11 protein-coding genes are annotated in these 19,754 nt (G+C 73.8%); 6 read left to right on the top strand and 5 right to left on the bottom strand.

Annotated features, from left to right (window positions below; genetic code table 11):
- Positions 1 to 4: 4 nt before the first annotated feature.
- From AB0J55_RS02915 to AB0J55_RS02890, 6 genes are read left to right on the top strand one after another with little or no spacing between them, the layout of a single operon-like run.
- Positions 5 to 8,896, top strand: a complete 8,892-nt coding sequence (locus tag AB0J55_RS02915; protein WP_364241873.1) for an SDR family NAD(P)-dependent oxidoreductase — start codon at positions 5 to 7, stop codon at positions 8,894 to 8,896.
- A 32-nt stretch (positions 8,897 to 8,928) separates the two neighbouring features.
- Positions 8,929 to 9,771: a 3-hydroxyacyl-CoA dehydrogenase NAD-binding domain-containing protein gene (locus tag AB0J55_RS02910; protein WP_364241871.1), complete on the top strand. Its 843-nt coding sequence runs from the start codon at positions 8,929 to 8,931 to the stop codon at positions 9,769 to 9,771.
- A 30-nt stretch (positions 9,772 to 9,801) separates the two neighbouring features.
- Complete coding sequence (locus AB0J55_RS02905) at positions 9,802 to 10,053, top strand: acyl carrier protein (protein ID WP_003066161.1); 252 nt, start codon at positions 9,802 to 9,804, stop codon at positions 10,051 to 10,053.
- A 3-nt stretch (positions 10,054 to 10,056) separates the two neighbouring features.
- Positions 10,057 to 11,196, top strand: a complete 1,140-nt coding sequence (locus AB0J55_RS02900; RefSeq protein ID WP_364241867.1) for an acyl-CoA dehydrogenase family protein — start codon at positions 10,057 to 10,059, stop codon at positions 11,194 to 11,196.
- Positions 11,193 to 12,260, top strand: a complete 1,068-nt coding sequence (locus tag AB0J55_RS02895; RefSeq protein ID WP_364241864.1) for an HAD-IIIC family phosphatase — start codon at positions 11,193 to 11,195, stop codon at positions 12,258 to 12,260. The genes AB0J55_RS02900 and AB0J55_RS02895 overlap by 4 nt, the downstream gene beginning before the upstream one ends.
- Entirely contained in the window at positions 12,257 to 13,006 is a 750-nt protein-coding gene (locus tag AB0J55_RS02890) for an alpha/beta fold hydrolase (RefSeq protein ID WP_364241861.1), read from the top strand. Before AB0J55_RS02895 ends, AB0J55_RS02890 begins: the two co-directional genes overlap by 4 nt.
- Before the next feature lie 159 nt (positions 13,007 to 13,165).
- Here the strand turns inward: AB0J55_RS02890 and AB0J55_RS02885 are convergent, their stop codons facing one another.
- The 5 genes from AB0J55_RS02885 to AB0J55_RS02865 all read right to left on the bottom strand — a co-directional run bounded on the left by AB0J55_RS02885 (position 13,166) and on the right by AB0J55_RS02865 (position 19,650).
- Positions 13,166 to 16,156, bottom strand: a complete 2,991-nt coding sequence (locus AB0J55_RS02885) for a beta-ketoacyl synthase N-terminal-like domain-containing protein (RefSeq protein WP_364241859.1) — start codon at positions 16,154 to 16,156, stop codon at positions 13,166 to 13,168.
- A gap of 23 nt (positions 16,157 to 16,179) precedes the next feature.
- Positions 16,180 to 16,941 (bottom strand): ABC transporter permease, encoded by a 762-nt coding sequence (locus AB0J55_RS02880; RefSeq protein WP_364241857.1) that lies wholly within the window; start codon positions 16,939 to 16,941, stop codon positions 16,180 to 16,182.
- Positions 16,925 to 17,767 carry an ABC transporter ATP-binding protein gene (locus tag AB0J55_RS02875; protein ID WP_354911939.1) on the bottom strand — a complete coding sequence of 281 codons (843 nt, stop codon included), beginning with the start codon at positions 17,765 to 17,767 and terminating at the stop codon, positions 16,925 to 16,927. The genes AB0J55_RS02880 and AB0J55_RS02875 overlap by 17 nt, the downstream gene beginning before the upstream one ends.
- Positions 17,768 to 17,855: 88 nt before the next feature.
- The gene (locus tag AB0J55_RS02870; protein WP_364241854.1) at positions 17,856 to 19,388 is read right to left on the bottom strand and encodes an acyl-CoA ligase (AMP-forming), exosortase A system-associated; all 1,533 of its coding nucleotides are present in this window, start codon (positions 19,386 to 19,388) and stop codon (positions 17,856 to 17,858) included.
- Positions 19,381 to 19,650, bottom strand: coding sequence for a phosphopantetheine-binding protein (locus tag AB0J55_RS02865; RefSeq protein ID WP_364241852.1), 270 nt, complete (start codon positions 19,648 to 19,650; stop codon positions 19,381 to 19,383). Before AB0J55_RS02865 ends, AB0J55_RS02870 begins: the two co-directional genes overlap by 8 nt.
- Positions 19,651 to 19,754 lie beyond the last annotated feature (104 nt).

The raw sequence follows: 19,754 nt of genomic DNA, 5'->3' as shown, positions 1-19,754 counted from the left end.
CACCGTGACCGACACCAGCATCTCGCCTGCGGACATCGCCGTGGTCGGCATGGCCGGCCGCTTCCCGGGCGCCGACGACGTCGGTGCGCTCTGGGAAACCGTCCGCGCCGGCCGCTCCGGCATCACCCGCTTCACCGACGCCGAGCTCCTGGCCGCCGGCGTCCCCGCCGACCGGCTCGGCGATCCGGCCTACGTCAAGGCGGGGGCCGTCGTGCGGGGGGTCGAGGACTTCGACGCGGGCTTCTTCGGGATCAATCCGAAGGAAGCCCAGATCCTCGACCCGCAGCACCGGCTCTTCCTCGAGCACAGCCAGCACGCCCTGGAGGACGCGGCCTGCGACCCGGCGCGGTTCGAGGGCGCGATCGGCGTGTTCGCCGGCTGCGCGTGGAGCACCTACCTGACCCACAACCTCACCCCGGCGAACGCGGCCGCTGAGATGGGCGAGATCGCCATCGCCCTCGGCAACGACAAGGACACCCTGGCCACGCGGGTTTCGCACACCCTCGGCCTGTCCGGTCCGGCGTTCAGCATCCAGAGCGCCTGCTCGACGTCGCTGGTCGCGGTGTGCGTCGCGGCGAGCAGCCTGGCGAACTTCGAATGCGACGTCGCACTGGCCGGCGGGGTGTCGATCGGCGTGCCGCACCGCGTCGGCTACCTCTACCAGCAGGGCGGCATCGCGCCGCCGGACGGTGAGTGCCGCGCGTTCGACGCCGCGGGCCTGGGCGCCCCGCTCGGCGGCGGGGTCGGCGTGGTCGCGCTGCGCCGGCTGGAGGACGCGCTCGCCGACGGCGACCGGGTGTACGCGGTGCTGCGCGGCTGGGCGGTCAACAACGACGCCGGCCGCAAGGTCGGCTTCACCGCGCCCGGCGTCGAGGGGCAGGCCACGGTGATCGCCGAGGCGCTCGCCGCCGCCGGGCTGGAGCCCGCCGACATCGGGTACGTCGAGGCCCACGGCACCGGCACCGCCCTGGGTGACGCCGCCGAGATCGCGGCGCTGCAGCAGGTGTTCGCGGGCCGCTCGCTGCGGATCGGCTCGGTCAAGACGAACGTCGGGCACCTCGACCGCGCCGCCGGTGTGACGAACCTGATCAAGGCCGCGCTCGCCCTGCACCACGAGGAGATCCCGCCGACGCGCAACCTCGGCACGCCCAACCCGCAGCTCACCGCGGGTGGCGCCGAGCTGACCGTGGTCACCGAGCGCACGCCGTGGCCGCGCACGGACACCCCGCGCCGCGCCGGTGTCAGCGCGTTCGGCATCGGCGGCACGAACGCCCACGTCGTGCTCGAAGAAGCGCCGCTGACCGTGCCCGCGGTGCCCGGCTCGGACGGCGGCCCGGAGCTGCTCGTGTGGTCGGCCCGGTCGGCCGCCGCCGCCGACGCGGCCACCGCGAACCTCGCCGCCCACCTGGAGAACTCCGGCGACGCGCTCGCCGACGTCGCCCACACGCTCCAAAGCGGGCGGACGACGTTCGGGCACCGGCGGATGCTGGTCGCCGGTTCGGCGGCCGAGGCGGCACAGGCGCTGCGCGAGGGCACGGTGTCGGCGTCGAGCGACACCGGCACCGGCCGCCGCGTCGGGTTCCTCATCGCGGGCACCGGCGAGCAGTACCCCGGCCTGGCCGCCGAGCTGTACGAGACGGCGCCGGTGTTCCGGGCCGAGCTGGACCGCTGCCGCGCGCTGCTGGACACCGGCGTCCTCGCCGAAATGCTCGGCGGGCGCGAAACCTCGGGCGGCTTGGCCGCGCTGCTGGGCCGCACGACCGGAACGGACCGCACCGGCGACCGCACCGACGTGCTGCACCCGGCCCTGTTCGCCGTCGAATACGCGCTGGCGCAGCTCGTGCGTTCGTGGGGCGTCGAGCCGGCCGTGCTGGCCGGCTACAGCCTCGGCGAGTACGTGGCCGCGTGCCTGGCCGGGGTGCTCTCGCTCGAGGACGCGCTGAAGCTCGTGGCCCACCGCGCGAAGCTGATCGCCGCGCTGCCCGGTGGGGCGATGGCGGCCGTGCCGCTGCCCGCCGACGACGTGCGCGCCCGGATCGCCGGCCTGGACCTCGACATCGCGGCTTTGAACGGTCCGCAGCTCACCGTCGTGTCCGGCACGTCCGAGGCCATCGCCGCCCTGCGGGCGTCGCTGGGTGACGTGCCGTGCCGCCCGCTGGCGACCACGCACGCCTTCCACTCCCGGCAGCTCGCCGGCCTGCGCGACGAGCTGACCGCGTGGGTCGCCGCGAACGTGACGCTTTCCGCGCCCACGATCCCCTACGTCTCCAACGTGACCGGCGAGCTGGTCACCGAGGCGCCCGACCCGGCGTACTGGGCCGAACACATGTGTGCCCCGGTCCGGTTCGACGACGCACTGGCCACCCTGCTGGCCGACGAGGACACCGTGCTGCTGGAGCTCGGCCCGGGCCGCTCGCTGGGTGCGATGGTCCGCGGGCACCGGGCGTGCCCGCCGAAGCGCTGGGCCTCGATCGTGCCGACGCTGCCCGGCGCCGACGACCCGGCCACCGCCACGACGGCCCTGGCCGAGGCGGCCGGACGGCTGTGGCTGGCGGGCGTCGACCTGGACTGGGCCGGCGTCCGCGGCGGCCGCGAGGGCCGGCGGGTGGGCCTGCCCGGCTACCCGTTCCAGCGCTCGCGGTACTGGATCGACGCCCCCGGCACCGTCACCCCGGAGGTGCCGCGGCTGACCGCCGAACCCGACGAGCACGTGCAGCTGCTGACCCCGTCGTGGCAGCCGCAGCCCGCGCCCGCGGCCGGGACCACGGGCCGGGTGGCGATCCTGCCGGATTCCGGCGGTGTCGCCGCGGCACTGGCCGCGCTGCTCGGTGACGTGGCCGAGGTGGCCGACGCGGACACGGTGGTCGACCTGTCGGTCCTCGACTCCGACGACGACGTGGCGGCGGTCCACGCGGTGGCCCGCACCCTGGCCGCGGCGGCGGGGGACGGGTCGCGCGCGGTCCGGGTGCTGGTGGCCACCCGCGCGGGCCAGGCGGCCGGGAGCGGCCCGGTGCGCCCGGCGCAGGCGGCCGTCGCCGTGCTGCCGGTCGTCGCCAACCAGGAACACCTGAACCTCGACGCCGGCACCGTCGACCTCGACCCCGCCCACGGCCCCGCCGAGGCCGCAGCCGTGCTGGCCGCGGAACTGCGCTCCCCCGGCGCCCCGCTCGTGGCCTACCGCGGCGACCGGCGGCTCGTCCCCGGCTACCGTCCGGCCGGACCCGCCGCCCCGCCGGCGATCCGGGCCGGCGGCAGCTACCTCGTCACCGGCGGACTCGGCGGGGTCGGGCTCACCATCGCCGAGCACCTCGCCACCCGCGGCGCCCGCCGCCTCGTCCTGGCGAGCCGCAGCGGGGGCACCGAAGCCGCGGTGGCCCGGCTGCGTGCCCTGGGCGCCGAGGTCCACACCCCGCGCGTGGACATCGGCGATCCCGCCGCCGTGCGGGCCCTGCTCACCGAACGGTTCGACGGCATCGTCCACGCCGCCGCGGATTCCGACCCCGCCGGGTTCCGCTCTCTGTCCGAAATGGACGAAGCGGGTATCGCCCGGCATTTCGCCGCCAAGGTCGGCGGAGCTCGTGTGCTGGCCGCGGCCCTCGACGAGCTGCGGGAGACCGATCGTCCCGAGTGGACACTGCTCTTCTCGTCCACCTCGGCGCTGCTCGGCGGCGTCACCTTCGGCAGCTACGCCGCCGCCAACGCGGCGCTGCTGGCCGAGGCCCACGGCCGTCCCGGCTGGCTCGCCGCCGCGTGGGACACCTGGCCCGGCACCCTCGAACGGCTCGACGCCCGGCTCGGCGCCTCCATGGCCCGGCACGCGATGACCCGCACCCAGGCGCTGGCCGCGTTCGACCGCATCACCGCCCACGCGGGCCCGGCCGTGATCGTCGCCGCCGGTGGGCTCGACGAGCGGCTTCCCGGCGCGGCGAAGACCACGACCACCACCACCACCGCCGACCGGTTCCCGCGGCCCGACCTGCCCCAGCCCTACACCCCGCCGATGACGGCCACCGAACGCGGCCTCGCCGAGGTCTGGTCGTCCGTGCTGGGCGTCGAACCGGTCGGCACCCGGGACAACTTCTTCGACCTCAACGGCAACTCCCTGCTCGCCCTGCAGATGCTCGCCCTGGTCAAGGACCGGTTCGGCGTCGCCATCCCCACCGTCACCCTGTTCGAGCTGCCGACCGTCCAGGCCCTCGCGGCCACCCTCGACGATCAGGCACCGGCGCCGGTCCAGTCCCCGGTCGTCGTCGCGGACGCCGACGACGACGAGCTGGACCGCCACATCGCGATCGTCGGCATGGCCGGCCGGTTCCCCGGCGCGGGGACGGTCGACGAGTTCTGGCGCAACCTGTGCGACGGCGTCGAGTCGATCACCTTCTTCAGCCCCGACGAGCTCATCGCCGCCGGGGTCGACCCGGCCCAGGTCCGCGACCCGGCCTACGTGCCGGCGCGGCCGGTGCTCGACGACGTCACCGGCTTCGACGCCGCGTTCTTCGGCCTCAGCCCGCGCATGGCGGCGCTGACCGACCCGCAGCAGCGCCTGTTCCTGGAGGTCTGCTGGGAAGCCCTGGAGGGGGCCGGGTACGCGAAGCCCGGCGAACGCGGCCGGGTCGGCGTGTTCGGCGGCTGCAACCTCTCGACGTACCTGCTCGGCATCGCGAACCAGTTCACCTCCGACGCCGACGCCAGCATCTACGAGCTGGTCATGGGCAACGACAAGGACGCGCTCACCACCACCGTGTCCTACCTGTTCGACCTGCGCGGCCCGAGCATGGCGGTGCAGACGTTCTGCTCGACGTCGCTGGTCGCGGTGCACACCGCGATGCGCAGCCTCCGGGCGGGCGACTGCGAAATGGCGCTGGCCGGCGGTGTTTCGGTCCGCGTGCCCGACCGGATCGGGCACCTGCACTCCCCCGGCGGCCAAGAGTCACCCGACGGGCACGTGCGCACCTTCGACGCCCAGGCCCACGGCAGCATGTTCGGCGACGGCGCCACCGTCGTCGTCCTCAAGAAGCTCGGTGCCGCCCTGCGCGACGGCGACCACATCTGGTCGGTGATCCGCGGTTCGGCGATGAACAACGACGGCGCCCTCAAGGTCGGCTACACCGCGCCGAGCGTGGGCGGCCAGTCGCGGGTCATCGCCGACGCGATGGCCGACGCCCGGGTCGCGGCCGAAGACGTCGGCTACGTCGAGGCCCACGGCACCGCGACCGAGCTGGGCGACCCGATCGAGGTCGCCGCGCTGACCCGCGCGTTCGGGGACACCGCCGAAAAGCAGTACTGCGCGCTGGGCTCGGTGAAGCCGAACGTCGGGCACCTCGACCGCGCCGCGGGCACCGCCGGGCTGATCAAGGCGTCGCTGGTGGTCCGCGAGGGCCTGATCCCGCCGACGCTGCACTACACCGCACCGAACCCGGAGATCGACTTCGAGCACAGCCCGTTCCGGGTGGCCGCCGAGCTCGCGCCGTGGAACACCGGCGGCGGCCGACCCCGGATCGCCGGGCTCAACTCGCTGGGCATGGGAGGCACCAACGTGCACGTCGTCGTCGAACAGCCGCCCGACCGGCCCGCGCCGCCCCCGGGTGACCCGGACACCGAGCGCCGTTACCAGGTGCTGCCGGTCTCGGCCCGCACCGCGGACGCCGCCGACGCCGCCGCCCGGCGCCTCGGCGAGCACCTCGCCGGGAACCCGGACGCGCGGCTCGCCGACGTCGCCTTCACCCTGCAGGAGGGGCGCAAGACGTTCGAGCACCGGCGGGCCGTCGTCGCGTCCGATGTGGACAGTGCGGTGACCGCGCTGGGCGCTCCGGCGACCCGGGTCGAGCCGGTGCAGGACCGGCCGGTGGCGTTCCTGCTCGCCGGCGTCGGCGAGCAGTACCCCGGTCTCGTGGGCGAGCTGTACCGGCGCGAGCCGGTCTTCCGCGCCCACCTCGACGAGTGCCTGGTGCACCTCGACGGCGACCTCGTCACCGGGGTTCGCGGCGGCGGGCCGAGCCTGGCCGCGCTGCTGGGCCGCGGCGGCGACGAGGACCCGCGGGCCGAGCGGCTGCAGCGGACCGAACTCGCGCAGCCGCTGATGTTCGCCGTGGACTACGCCCTGGCCCGGACGCTGATGGACTGGGGGCTGCGGCCCGCCGCGATGCTCGGCTACAGCCTCGGCGAGTACGTCGCCGCCTGCCTGGCCGGGGTGCTCTCCCTCGAAGACGCCCTCGCCCTGGTCGCCAAGCGCGCGGAGCTGATCGCCGCGCTGCCGGGCGGGGCGATGGCCGCGGTGCCGCTGCCGGTCACCGAGCTGGAGACGCGCTTCGACCTCACGGGCCTCGACATCGCCGCGGTGAACGGCCCGGAGCTGGTCGTGGTGGCCGGGCCGGGTACGGCGGTCGACCGGCTCGCGCAGGACCTGCGGGCCGCCGGCATCCCGTGCCGTCCGCTGCGCACCAGCCACGCGTTCCACTCGCGGATGCTGGCGCCCGCCGCGGCCGGGCTGACCGCGTGGATCGCCGCGAACGTCACGCTCAACGCCCCCGAACTGCCCTACCTGTCCAACGTGACCGGCGGCCCCGCGACCGCCGAGCTGGTCACCGACCCCGGCTACTGGGCCCGGCACATGTGCGAAACCGTCCGGTTCGCCGACGCGGCCACCGCACTGCTGGCCGACGAGCACCTGGCCGTCGTCGAGATCGGCCCCGGCCCGTCGCTCGGCGCGCTGCTGCGCGGGCTGAGCCCGGCGAGCCGCTGGCCGATGATCACCGCCACCCTGCCCGCCGCGGACGACCCGCGGCCGGCCGACGAGGTGCTCACCGACGGCCTGGCCCGGCTGTGGCTGCTCGGCGCCGACCTCGACTGGTCGGCCTACCACGGCCGCGGCACGGCGACGCCGGTCTACCGCGGGACCGCCCCGGGCCGCGTACCGCTGCCGACCTACCCCTTCCAGCGGCAGCGCTACTGGATCGAGGCGAAGCCGGCCACCGGGACGGTCCGGGTCGAGACGCCCGCGGACGGGCCCCTGGAGGAGTTCGACCGGATCCCGCTGCTGCCCGAGGAGCAGTGGATCAGCCTGCCCACCTGGCGCCAGACCTCGGCCGCGCCCGTCGCGCCGGAGCCCGCGTCCTGGCTGGTGTTCGCCCGGCCCGGCCTCGCCGAGGACGTCCTGGACGGGATCCGCCGCACCGGCGACCCGGTGACCGTGGTCCGGCCGGGCGCGGGGTACCGGCCGGGCCCGGACGCCACCGTCCGCCCCGGCGACGTCGACGACCTGCTGAAGCTGCTGCGTGACCTCAAGCGCGGCGGGACCCGCCTCGACCGGGTCGTCCACCTGTGGAACCTCGACGACGGCGACTCGCTGTCCCTCGGCCTGCACACCCTTGTCGCGCTGGCCCGCGCGGCCGGCGAGCTGGGCCTGGGCGGCTGGACGCTGGATCTGGCCGCCACCGGCACCCAGCGCGTCCTGCACGACGGCGAGCTGCGGCCCGACGCGGCCACGCTCACCGGCCCGAACCTGGTCATCCCGATGGAGTACCCGGGTGTCCGAACGCGACTGATCGACGTCGACGCGGCCGCCGGTGCCGCCGCCGTGGTCGCCGAACTGCACCGCCCGGCTCCCGGCCGCACGGTCGCGCTGCGCGGCTCGCGACGCTGGCTGCCCGGCTACGAAGTGCTGGCGCCGCAGCCGATCGAGCAGGCCCGGTCCGTGCTGCGCGAGCAGGGCGTCTACCTGATCACCGGCGGCCTCGGCGGGATCGGGCTGGCGATGGCCGAGCGGCTGGCCCGCGACAGCCACGCGAAACTGGTGCTGTTCGGCCGCCGCGGCCTGCCGCCGCGGGAGCGCTGGGCCGGGATCGCCGACGGCACCGACGAGGTGCCCGGCACGATCCGCGACCGCGTCGCCCGGGTGCGGGAGATCGAAGCCCTCGGCGGCGAAGTGGTGGTCGTCGAAGGCGATGTCGCCGAAGAAGCCGACGTCCGGCGCGCGGTCGCGGTGTCGATCGAGCGGTTCGGGGCACTGCACGGCATCCTGCACACCGCGGGCGTGCCGGGCACCGGGCTGATGCAGTTCAAGGAGCCCGGCGACGCCGATCAGGTCCTGGCCCCGAAGCTGCCCGGCTCCCGGGCGCTCAGCGCGGCCACCGACGGCCTGGACCTCGACTTCGTCGCGCTGTTCTCGTCGATCACGTCGGTCACCGGCGGTGGTCCCGGCCAGGTGGACTACTGCGCCGGCAACGCCTGGCTCGACGCCTACGCCGCCTCTCACGGCGGCCGCACGGTGTCGATCTCCTGGGGTGAGTGGACCTGGAACGCCTGGGACGAAGGGCTTTCCGGGTACGAGGAGGACATCCAGACCTACTTCCGGGAGCACCGCGCCAAGTTCGGCATCGACTTCGAACAGGGCTGGCGCACGCTCCTGCGGGCACTGGCCTCGGGTGAACCGCACGTCGTGGTGTCCACTCAGGACCTGGACGCGGTGACCGCCGTGGCGGCCCGGTTCAGCGTCGACGCGGTCACCTCGGCCGCGCACGGCGGCTCGACAGCCGATCGCCACCCGCGGCCGGAGCTCGTCACGCCGTTCGAGGAGCCCGAGGGCGACGCCGAGCGCGCGGTGGCCGAGGCGTGGTGCGAAGCGCTGCGCCTGGACCGGGTCGGCGCGTCCGACAACTTCTTCGAGCTCGGCGGCACGTCCCTGCTCGGCATCTCCCTGCTGGCGACGCTGCGCACGGCGTTCCCGGACGCCGAGCTGCCGCCGCACATCATCCACGAGGCCCCGACCGTCGCCGCGCTCGCGAAGATCGCCGCCGGCGACCCCGGGACCCCCGAACCCGCACCCGACACCCAGGCGCAGGGACAGCTGCGCCGCTCCGGCATCAAAGCCGCGGCCGCCCGACGGCGCCGGGCCTGAACGACAACTCGCACAGCAGAAAGGGAACAGTCATGGCAGTCACGGGAGTGGTGGGCGCCGGCGTCATGGGCATCGGCGTCGCCCAGGACTTCGCCGCCGCCGGCCACGAGGTCGTGCTGGTCGACACCGGCGAACGGATCCTCGACGAGGCCCGCGCCGCGATCACGCGCAACTGCCGGCTCAGCCGGCTCATGGGCGGGCCCGCGCTGGACGCGGACGAGATCCTCGCCCGGATCACCACCGCGGTCGGCCTGGCCGCGCTGGACAAGACCGAGATCCTGGTCGAGAACGTCACCGAGGACTGGGACATCAAGGCCGCGGTGCACGCCGAGCTCGACGAGGTCTGCTCGCCGGACACGGTGATCATCGCCAACACCTCGGCCGTGCCGATCACCCGGATCGCTTCGGTCGGGAAGAACCCGGGCCGCGTCATCGGCGTCCACTTCATGAACCCGGTGCCGCAGAAGCCCGTCGTCGAGCTGATCCCCGGCTTCCACACCACGCCGGAAACGATCCTGCGCACCCGCGAGCTGCTGACCAGCATCGGCAAGCGCTGGGTCGACGTGAAGGACGCGTCGGGCTTCGTGTCCAACCGCGTGCTCATGCTGACCGTCAACGAGGCCGCCTACCTGGTGCACGAGGGCGTCGCCACCGCCGAGTCGGTCGACGAGGTGTTCCGCGGCTGCTTCGGCCACCCGATGGGCCCGCTGGAGACGGCCGACCTGATCGGCGTCGACACGATCCTCTACAGCGTCGAGGTGCTCTACGAGCACTACGCCGACTCGAAGTACCGCCCCTGCCCGCTGCTCAAGCAGATGACCGACGCCGGCCTGCACGGCCGCAAGTCCGGCCGCGGCTTCTACACCTACAGCTGATCACCTTTCGACCCAGAAGGAGAACACACCATGTCCGAGACCACCGGCGACATCCTCGCCTTCATCACCGGCCGCTTCCCCCAGGCCGAGATCACCGCGACCGAGGACATCTTCTCCCTCGGCTACATCAACTCCCTGTTCGCCATGGAGCTGGTGATGCACCTCGAGAAGACGTTCGCCGTCACCATCCCCAACGAGGAACTGCGGATCGACAACTTCCGCACCGCGGCGGCGATGACCGAGCTGGTCGGCCGCCTGCGCCCGGCCGCGACGGTGGGCTGAACCGTGACGGAGGTACTGGCAGCGGTCCGCGCGCCCGGCCGCGAGGCCGCGCGGGCCTTCGTGGACGAGCACGTCGTGCCCCACGCCGACGCCTGGGACAAAGCCGGGCGCATCCCCGAGGACGTGCTGGACAAGATCGCCGATGCCGGGCTGTGGGCGCCGTTTCTGCCGCCCGAGCTCGGCGGGTTCGGCCTCGACATGGTCACCCTCGGCGAGATCCACGAGGAGGTCGGCCGCGGCTGCTCGTCGGTCCGCAGCCTGCTGACCGTGCACACCATGCTCTCCTGGGCGCTGCTGCGCTTCGGCACCGAGGCGCAGCAGCACCGGTGGGGCCCGGAGCTGGCCCGCGGACGCGTCCTCGGCGCGTTCTGCCTGTCCGAGCCCGGCGCGGGCAGCGACACGGCCGCGATCACCACCACGGCCACTCCGGACGGCGACGGCTGGCGGCTCGACGGCCTCAAGAAGTGGACCACCAACGGGCAGCGCGCGGACCTGTTCCTCGTCTTCGCGAAGGGCCCGGCCAGCACGATCGCGCTGCTCGTGCCGCGCGACACGCCCGGCGTCACGGTCACCCCGATCGACGACATCCTCGGGACGCGCTCGTCGATGCTGGCCGAGATCCGCTTCGACGGCGTCCGGCTGGGTGCCGACGCGCTGCTCGGGCCGAGCGGGTTCGCTTCCGGCATGGTCCTCACCGGCACGCTCGACCTCGGCCGCTACAGCGTCGCGGCCGGGTCGGTGGGCATCATCCAGGCGTGCGCCGACGCGTGCGCGGACTACACGAGCAAGCGCACGGTCGGCGGCACGCCGTTGAAGGATCTGCCGCTGATCCAGGCGAAGCTGTCGGACATGGTCACCGACGTCCGCGCGGCCCGGCTGCTGCTGGCCGAGGCCGGCCGGCTCAAGGACCGCGGCGACTCGGCCACGATCATGGCCACCTGGGTGGCGAAGTACTTCGCGTCGGTCGCGGCCGCGAAACACGCGTCGGAGGCCGTGCAGGTGCACGGCGCCAACGGCTGCAGCGGGGACTACCCCGTGGCCCGGTTCTACCGGGACTCGAAGGTCATGGAGATCATCGAGGGCAGCACCGAGATCCAGCGGATGACCATCGCCGCCGAGGCCTACCGGAAGCAGGTACCGTGACCAGTCTCGTTTCCCCGGCACCCGTGGCGAAGCCGGTGCAGGGCAAGATCAAGTGCGTGGTGTGGGACCTCGACAACACCGTCTGGGACGGGGTCCTGCTGGAGGACGGCGACGTCCGGCTGCGCCCGTGGGTGGTCGAGCACGTCAAGCGGCTCGACGCGATGGGCGTGCTGCACTCGGTCGCCAGCAAAAACGACCACGAAGCCGCGATGGCGAAGCTGCGCGAGTTCGGCCTCGGCGAGTACTTCCTGTTCCCGCGGATTTCGTGGAACGCGAAGTCGGTGTCGATCGGGCAGATCGCGCAGAAGCTCAACCTCGGGCTGGACGCCTTCGCGTTCGTCGACGACCAGGAGTTCGAGCGCGCCGAGGTGGCCTTCGCGCTGCCGCAGGTGACCACTGTGGACATCCTGGAGGCCGACGAGGTGTTGCGGCGTCCGGAGTTCGCGCCGCGGTTCGTCACCGACGAGTCGGCGCAGCGGCGCGGGATGTACTTCAGCCAGCTCGCCCGCGACGACGTCGAGGCCGACTTCGCGGGCACCGGCGAAGACTTCCTGGCGAGCCTGGACCTGCGGTTCACCATCGCGCCGGCCCGGCGGGAGGACCTGCAGCGGGCCGAGGAGCTGACGGTCCGCACCAACCAGCTCAACTCGACCGGGCGGACGTACTCCTACGACGAGCTGGACGCGTTGCGCTCGTCTCCGGACCACGTGCTGCTGGTCGCGTCGCTGACCGACAAGTTCGGCTCCTACGGCAAGATCGGCCTGGCGCTGCTGGAAAAGGGCGCGCCGGACTGGCGGCTGAACATGATGCTGATGTCGTGCCGGGTGATGTCCCGCGGTGTCGGCACGGTGCTGCTGGGCCACGTGATGGGCCTGGCCCGGGCGGCGGGGGCCGGTCTGCGCGCGGACTTCGTCGAGACCGGGCGCAACCGGATGATGCAGATCACCTACGCGTTCAGCGGCTTCCGCGAGGTCTCGCGGGAGGGCTCGCACGTGGTGCTGGCCGCCGATCTGGCCGCGATCCAGGAACCGCCGGCGTACGTGACGCTCGAGGTGGAGTCGTGACGACGGCCGTGGCGAGCCGCTGGCTGCCGTTCCCCGCCACGGCGGGGAACGTGCGGCTGTACTGCCTGCCGCACGCGGGCGGCTCGGCGTCGGCGTTCCGCTCGTGGATCGGCCGGCTGCCCGGGGTGACGGTGTGCCCGGTCCAGCCGCCCGGCCGCGAGACGCGCCAGCGGGACACCCCGCACACGTCGATGGCTTCGTACGTCGCCGACCTGGCGGACTTCGTGCTGTCTTCCGACGATGGGCCGTACGCGGTGTACGGCCACAGCCTGGGCGCGCTGGTCGGGTTCGAGTTGGTGCGGGAGATCGCCCGCCGCGGCGCGGCGCTGCCGGTGCACCTGGCGGTGTCGGGCTGCCCGGCCCCGCAGTGGCCGACCCCGGACGACCCGATCGTGGCGGGCATGGGCGACGCGGAGATCGTGGCCCTGCTGCGGACGCTCGGTGGGACACCGGAGGTGTTCCTGAACGACCCGCGGGTGCTGCGGTTGATCCTGCCGCCGATCCGGGCGGACCTGACGGTGAAGAACACCTACGGATATGTCGCCGGTCCGCCGCTGGAGGTTCCGGTGACGGCGCTGGCGAGTACCTCGGACATCCGCGCGAGTGCGGAGTCGGTGCTGGCTTGGCGGGAGCAGACGGTGCGGCCGTTCCGCGGGCACGTCCTGGAGGGCGGGCACTTCGCGGTGCTGGAGCAGGAGGACGTGACCCTGGCTCACCTGGCCGCCGCCCTGCGCCCTTGGTCGTAAGGGGCCCCTGAACGTGGTGGGTCCGCCGCCAATACCCCTGGCGGCGGGCCCATCACCCGCGCCTACCTTCGGTCGGCCCGCACGAACGGATCGACGATCAACCAGTGTCACAAAAGGGCCCCTCCCCGATTTCGGGAAGGGGCCCTTTGTGGGACCGGCTCAGGAACCCAGCTCGGCGATCCGGGCGGCGAGCAGCCGGACCGTCGGCAGCTCCACGACCGCCGTCGCCGGGAGGTTCCACTGGGCTGCGATGCGGACCGCGCCCGCGGAGCGGCCGCCCAGGTCGAAGAAATTGTCGTCCGCGCCGATCTCCGTGTAGCCCAGGGCCGTGGCCCAGCGGGCGGCCACCTCCTGCTCGAGGCCCGGCTCCGGCTCCACGAACGGCGTCCCCAGCGCCGGCCGCGGCCGGGCCGAAGCCGGGATCCGCGCAGGCTCGGCGGCCGGGGCCGGGCGGACCGGCGGCACTCCGGACAGCACGATCTCCGTCAGGTGGTCCGCCGCCGCCACCGCGGCCAGCACCGCCGACGACGGGTCCGCCGCCGACACCACGGTCGTCCACAGCCCGCGGCCCGCGAGGCGGGCGGTGCGGGCCTCGGCGGCCAGGACGCGGCCGGCGGGGTCCGGCCGGACGACGAGGATCCCGCGCCGTCCGGCGAGGTCCGGCACGTCGTGGTGCACCTCCGCGTCCGCGTGCCCCGTCAGCGAATACGGCTCGTGGTGCCGCCGCCACGACTGGTCGCCGCGTACCGCCAACGGGGTCTCGTGGTGCAGGATCGCCGCCAGGACCTGGTCCACCGCGGCGTCCGCGCCCACGTCCACGTGCCGCGCGGTCAGCGCCGTGAGCGCCGCGTGCGACGGCGTGGTCAAGTCGGGCCCCAGCACCCCTACCGCGCCGGAGGTCAAGGTCACCATCCCCGGCCACAACCCGGCCGCCACCTCGGCGTCGCCGGGCGCGCCGCCCAGCGCGAAGCCGTGCACGACGGTCCGCGGGACGACGACCAGCGAACGCGCCAACCGAGGCAGGTCGCCGGGCCCGACGACGAAGTCGCCGGTGTCCAGGAAAGCGAACGCGGGCCCCGGCCGCACCGTGGTCACCTCGCCCCCCGCCAGCGTGATGCGGGAAACCAGCGCCTCCCCGGCCGGATCGGCCGCGAACACCAGCCACGGCCCCGCCGCCCGTATCCGGCGCTCGAGACCGGCCGAAGGCTGCGGGTCGAGCCGCCACGACGGCACGTGCGCCGCCGGGCTCGGCGCCGGATCCACCCAGAACCGCTTGCGCTGGAACGGATACGGCGGCAGCTCCACCCGGCGGCCCTCGCCGCGGTGCAGGGCCGCCCAATCGAGGGTGCAGCCCGCGAGCCACAGCCGGGCCAAGGCGGAAAGGACCCACGAGGAATCCGAGCCGCCTTCGACGACAAGGGTTTCGGTGGCGCTCTCGTCCAGCCGGACGCCCAGCCGGGTCAGCCCGGCGGACACCGCCGCCAGCGCCCCCTCGCGGGTGGCCGCCGGTGCGGGCACCTCGGCCCCGGCCAGCAGGCGGTGGGCGGCCGAGGCCGTCGACGCCCACTCCGGGCCGGCGTCCGCGACCAGGCGGACCCGCGGGTCCCGGCGGCGGGTCTCGCCGTCGAGCCACCGGCCGGGGTCGGCCAACGCAGCCAACGCGTCGGCGTGGTCCCGGACCACCACAGCCCGGCGGAGCGCGAAGTGGCCGCGCGAGACCTGCAGGGTGAAAGCCACGTCGCCGAGATCGAGGGCAGGGTGGGCGGCCAGGTGAGCGCGCAGCCGCGAGGTCACCTCGTCGAGGGCGGCGGGATCTCCGGCGGAAAAGGTCAGCAAAAAGGGCCCACCGCAACGGCGGGGTTCCCGCAGAGGCGGCTGTTCCAGCACCACGTGCGCGTTCGTCCCGCCGACGCCGAACGAGCTGACACCCGCCCGGCGCGGCGTGCCGTCCGCGGGCCAGGGAACGTCCGCGGGCAGCACGGTGAACCGGTCGTCCATGGCCGGATTGGGCGTCCGGAACCCGGCGGTGCCCGGCAGGACGCCGTCGCGCAGGTTCAGCGCCGCCCGGATGAGGGACGTGACGCCGGAAGCCCGGTCGAGGTGCCCGATGCTCGGCTTGACCGAGCTCAGCACGCACGGCGCGGCGCGCCCCGGCCCGAAGACCCGGTTCAGCGCGGCCAGCTCGATGGAGTCGCCCAGCGGCGTGCCGACGGCGTGGCACTCGACGTACCCGACCGTCTCGGGTTTCACCCCGGCCACGGCGAGGGCGGTGTCGACCACCGCGGCCTGCCCGGCGACCCCGGGGGCCGGGTAGCCGGCGCGGTCCCGGCCGTCGTTGTTGACCGCCGAGCCGAGGATGACCGCGTGCACGACGTCGCCGTCGGCGAGGGCGTCCTCCAGGCGTTTCAGGGCGACGACCGCCGCGCCGGACCCCATCACGGTGCCGTTGGCGTCCGCGTCGAGAGCCCGCACCCGGCCGTCGGGCGAGAGGATGCTGCCCTCTTCGGAAAAATGGCCGCCGGTCTGCGGCAGCGGCAGGGCGGCGCCGCCGGCCAGGGCCAGGTCGCACTCGTAGGTCAGCAGGCTCTGGCACGCCAGGTGCACCGCGACCAGCGAGGTCGAGCAGTACGTCTGCACGGTGATCGCCGGGCCGCGCAGGCCCAGCTTGTACGACACGAGCGACGTCAGCGAGTCGCGCTCCACGCCCGCGGACAGCAACGGCTTCCCGCCCGGTTCCCCGCCGAGGCCGGGGATGTTCTGCGTCAGGTAGTCGGGGAACGCGCACCCGGCGAACAGCCCGACGGGCACGCCGGGGTCGGTCGGCCGGTAGCCGGCCCGTTCCAGCGCCTCCCACGAGCATTCCAGCAGCAGCCGGTGGTGGGGTTCCAGGGTCTCCGCCTCGCGGGCGGAAAGCCCGAAGGCGGCGGCGTCGAAGGTCTCGACGCCGCCGGCGACGGGCCCGCCGACGCGGACGTGGCCCGGGGCGGCCGGGTCCACGCCCGCGGCGGCGAGCTCGTCGTCGGTCAGCTCGCGCAGGCCGGGGATCCCGGCCGCGAGGTTGCGGCGCAGCTGCTCGACGTCGGCGGCGCCGGGGAACCGGCCCGCCATCCCGACGAGCGCCACGGCCGATTCGGGTGCCGGTCCGGTCACGGCAGGTCCTTTCTCCGGGAGGTTCAGAGCAGGTGGCTGCGGCCCCAGCCGTGGGCCAGCCGGTAGGTGGCGAACGCGCCGGTGGCCAGCCCGATCCCGAGCACGATCAACCCCGGGCGCAGCATCGCCTCGGCGTTGCCGGCCATGGCCGAGCGGATCAGCGACAGTCCCCAGTAACCCGGGGAGAACGGCGCGATCGCCTGCGCCCACGACGGCATCAGCGACACCGGCAGCAGCGAACCGCCGAGCGAGCTGATGGTGATCGCGCCCAGGTCGACGGCGACGATCAGGTCGCCGCGGCTGCGGACCACAGTGGACAGTGCGGCGCCCATGGCCAGCAGCATGAAGCCCCACAGGCACATCGCGCCGAACACCAGGCCGGGCGACACCGGGAACGGCATCCCGACGACCAGCCAGCCGTAGATGATCAGCACACCCTGCTGGATCAGCAGCACCACGAACACCGGGACGGCCTTGCCGATCAGCAGTTCCGCGCGGGCGGCCCGGCTGGCGCGCAGCCGGTCCCAGGTGCGCCACTCGCGTTCGACGAAGATCGCGTTGCCCACGATCGCCATGGCGAACACCGAGAACATCACCAGCTGCCCGGTCACGGCCTCGACCGCGCCGGTGCCCAGCGCCTTCACGTACAGCGGCTGGAACAGCACCATGAAGATCATCGGCGTGATCAGGTAGCTGATCAGCTGCGAAGGGTCGCGCAGGCGCAGGATCGCGTTGTAGCGGACGAGGGCGCCCGCCCGGGAGAGGGAGTCAGTGCGCGTCGACATCGGTCGTCACCGCCAGCGAGTGGTAGAGGTCGTCCAGGCTGGGGTTGCGCAGCTCGACGGACTCGACCGGCCGTTCCACCGTCGGCAGCAGCTCCAGCAGCGTCCCGGTCGGGTCGGTGGTCGAGACGGTCAGCTGCTCGTCGGCGGTCCGGACGCGGACCTCGCCGGGCAGGCCCGACAGCAGCTCGTCCGCGCCGCCGCGCGCGATCACCCGGCCCTCGGCGGCCACCGCGATGGTGGCCTGCAGGTCGGTCAGTTCGGTCAGGTAGTGGGTGGTGTAGACCACTGCGGCTCCCTCGCCTGCTCGTTGCTTGACCACGTCGAGCAGCGCCTGACGGGTCTCGGGGTCGGCACCGGCGGTCGGCTCGTCGAGCAGCAGCAGCGCCGGCCGGTGCACCAGCGCCGTCGCGGCCTGCGCCCGCCGCTGCTGGCCGCCCGAGAGCAGGCCGCAGGTGCGGTTGAGAAAGCTCTCCAGCCGCAGCGCGGCCGTGAGATCGTCGATGGCCGAGCGGAGCGCAGCCCGGCGCAGGCCGGCCAGGCGGCCGTACAGCTCCAGGTGCTCGCGCACGGTCAGCGGGCGGTAGAGCGCGATGTGCTGCGGGGAGATGCCGATGCGGTCGCGGGCGCGCGTCGGCGACTCGCCGTCGACGAGCACGGTTCCGCTGTCCGGGCGCAGCAGCCCGGACACCATTTCGACGAAGGTGGTCTTGCCGGCGCCGTTGTGGCCGACCAGCCCGACGATCTCGCCCGCGGCGACCTCGAGGCTGAAGCCGTCGAGGGCCTGCACTTCGTCGTAGCGTTTCCGGAGGTCGATTGCTTGCAACATAGGGATCGCTCCTTGCGATTCACGGCCTTTGGACTGTCGCACGGGGACCGCGGCGAACAGATGCTTCCGCGGTGGCAGGAAACTGCCGTCATTCGGTGCCGGCGGGCACCGCGATCAGCGTGTCGCGCAGGGCGACGCGGTCGAACTTGCCGTTGACCGACCGGGGCAGCTTCGGCAGCACCTCGACCCGCCGGGGCAGCATGTACGCGGGCAGTTCCTTCGCCAGCGCACGGGAAACCGTCTCGGCGTCCACCTCGGGCGCGACCGCCAGCACGATCCGCTGGCCCAGCACCGGGTCCGGCACGCCGAACGCGGCCGCCTCCCCCACCAGACCGGTCGCGTACGCGGCCTCTTCGACCTCGGCGGGGCTGACGCGGTAGCCGGACGTCTTGATCATCTCGTCGGTCCGGCCGACGAAGTAGAGGAACCCGTCCTCGTCGCGGTAGACCGTGTCGCCCGACCAGACGGCGATCTCGGGACGCACCAGGCCGTCGGGGCCCGGCACCGGGCGGAAGCGCTCCGCCGTGCGTTCCGGGTCGTTCCAGTAGCCGAGCGCCACGAGCGCGCCGCGGTGCACCAGTTCGCCGTGCTCGCCGGGCAGGCACGGCGAGCCGTCGGCGCGCAGCACGAGGACTTCGGCGTTCGGGATCGCCTTGCCGATAGAGCCGGGACGGCGGTCCGCCTCCGCCGGGTCGAGGTAGGTGGAGCGGAACGCCTCGGTGAGGCCGTACATCAGGAACGGTTGCGCCGCAGGGAAAAGTTCGCGCAGCCGGGTCAGGGTGGCCCGCGGCATGCGGCCGCCGGTGTTGGCGAAGTACCGCAGCCGCGCGGTCGCCTCGGCGGGCCACTCCTGCGTCACCAGCTGCAGCCACAGTGGCGGCACGCAGGTGAGCGCGGTGACGCCGTGCCGGGCGCAGAGCCGCACGATTTCCCGTGGCAGCAGGTAGTTCACGAGCACGACGTGCGCACCGGCGGCGAACGCCGTGGTGAGCTGGCTGAATCCCGCGTCGAAGCTCAGCGGCAGCGCCGCGAGCACGACGTCGTCGCGCGTGTGGCCGAGGTATTCCGCGACGCTCGCGGCGCCGGCGAGCAGGTTGCGGTGGGACAGCACGACACCTTTGGGGCCGCCGGTGCTGCCGGAGGTGTACATGATGGCGGCCGGGTCCTGGTCGATCACCGCGCCGGGAACCGCTTCCGGCGCGGCCGCGGTCAGCGCGTCCCACCCGGGCTGCCCGAACACCACGACCGGAGTCTCGTCCGGCACCGCCTCGCGGACCGTCGCCAGCCGCTCCGCGGTCGTGAAGACCACCGCGGGGGCGCAGTCGGCCGCCACGTGCGCGATGTGCCGGGACTTGAACAGCGGGTTCAGCGGCACCAGGACCGCACCGGCGGCCGCGGCGGCGAACAGCGCGACGACGGTTTCCAGGCGCTTTTCGGCATACACGGCCACCCGGTCGCCGCGGCGGACGCCGAGCCGGTGCAGGCCGTGGGCAACGCGCGCGACCTGGTCCCGGAGCTCGCCGTAGGTCAGCGTGCGCTCCTTGTACGTCAGCGCCGGATCGCCGGGCGCGCCGCGGGTGAGCAGCTGGTCGAGCCGCACCGGGGCGGCCGCCTCAGACATCGGCGGGCTCCGGGGCGACGAACTCCGCGACGGCCGCCCAGAGGCTGCCGGCGGTGGCGAAGGTGTCCTCGGTGAGCAGTTCGTCGGGCAGCTCGAAACCGAAGGTCTCCTCCAGGTCGGTGACGAGCTGCACGACGCCCATCGAGTCGAGCCCGAGCGCGGCGAGGTCGTCGTCCTCGTCGATCCGGTCCCCCAGCGCGTAGGGCAGGTGCGCGATCAGGATCTCGAGGAACCCCGGCGGGATGGGGAGTGTGTCAGGCATGGCGTCACCCTGTTTCGCTTTCGGCGGTCAACCGTTGTCCTCCCGAGGACACCACCGGCCGGACTCACCGGGCCATCACGCCGCTCTCGTCCCGCCACTGCCGG

This window comes from Amycolatopsis sp. NPDC049688 (assembly GCF_040674975.1).
Classification (GTDB): domain Bacteria; phylum Actinomycetota; class Actinomycetes; order Mycobacteriales; family Pseudonocardiaceae; genus Amycolatopsis.
This window is presented reverse-complemented; position numbering and strand designations above follow the sequence as displayed.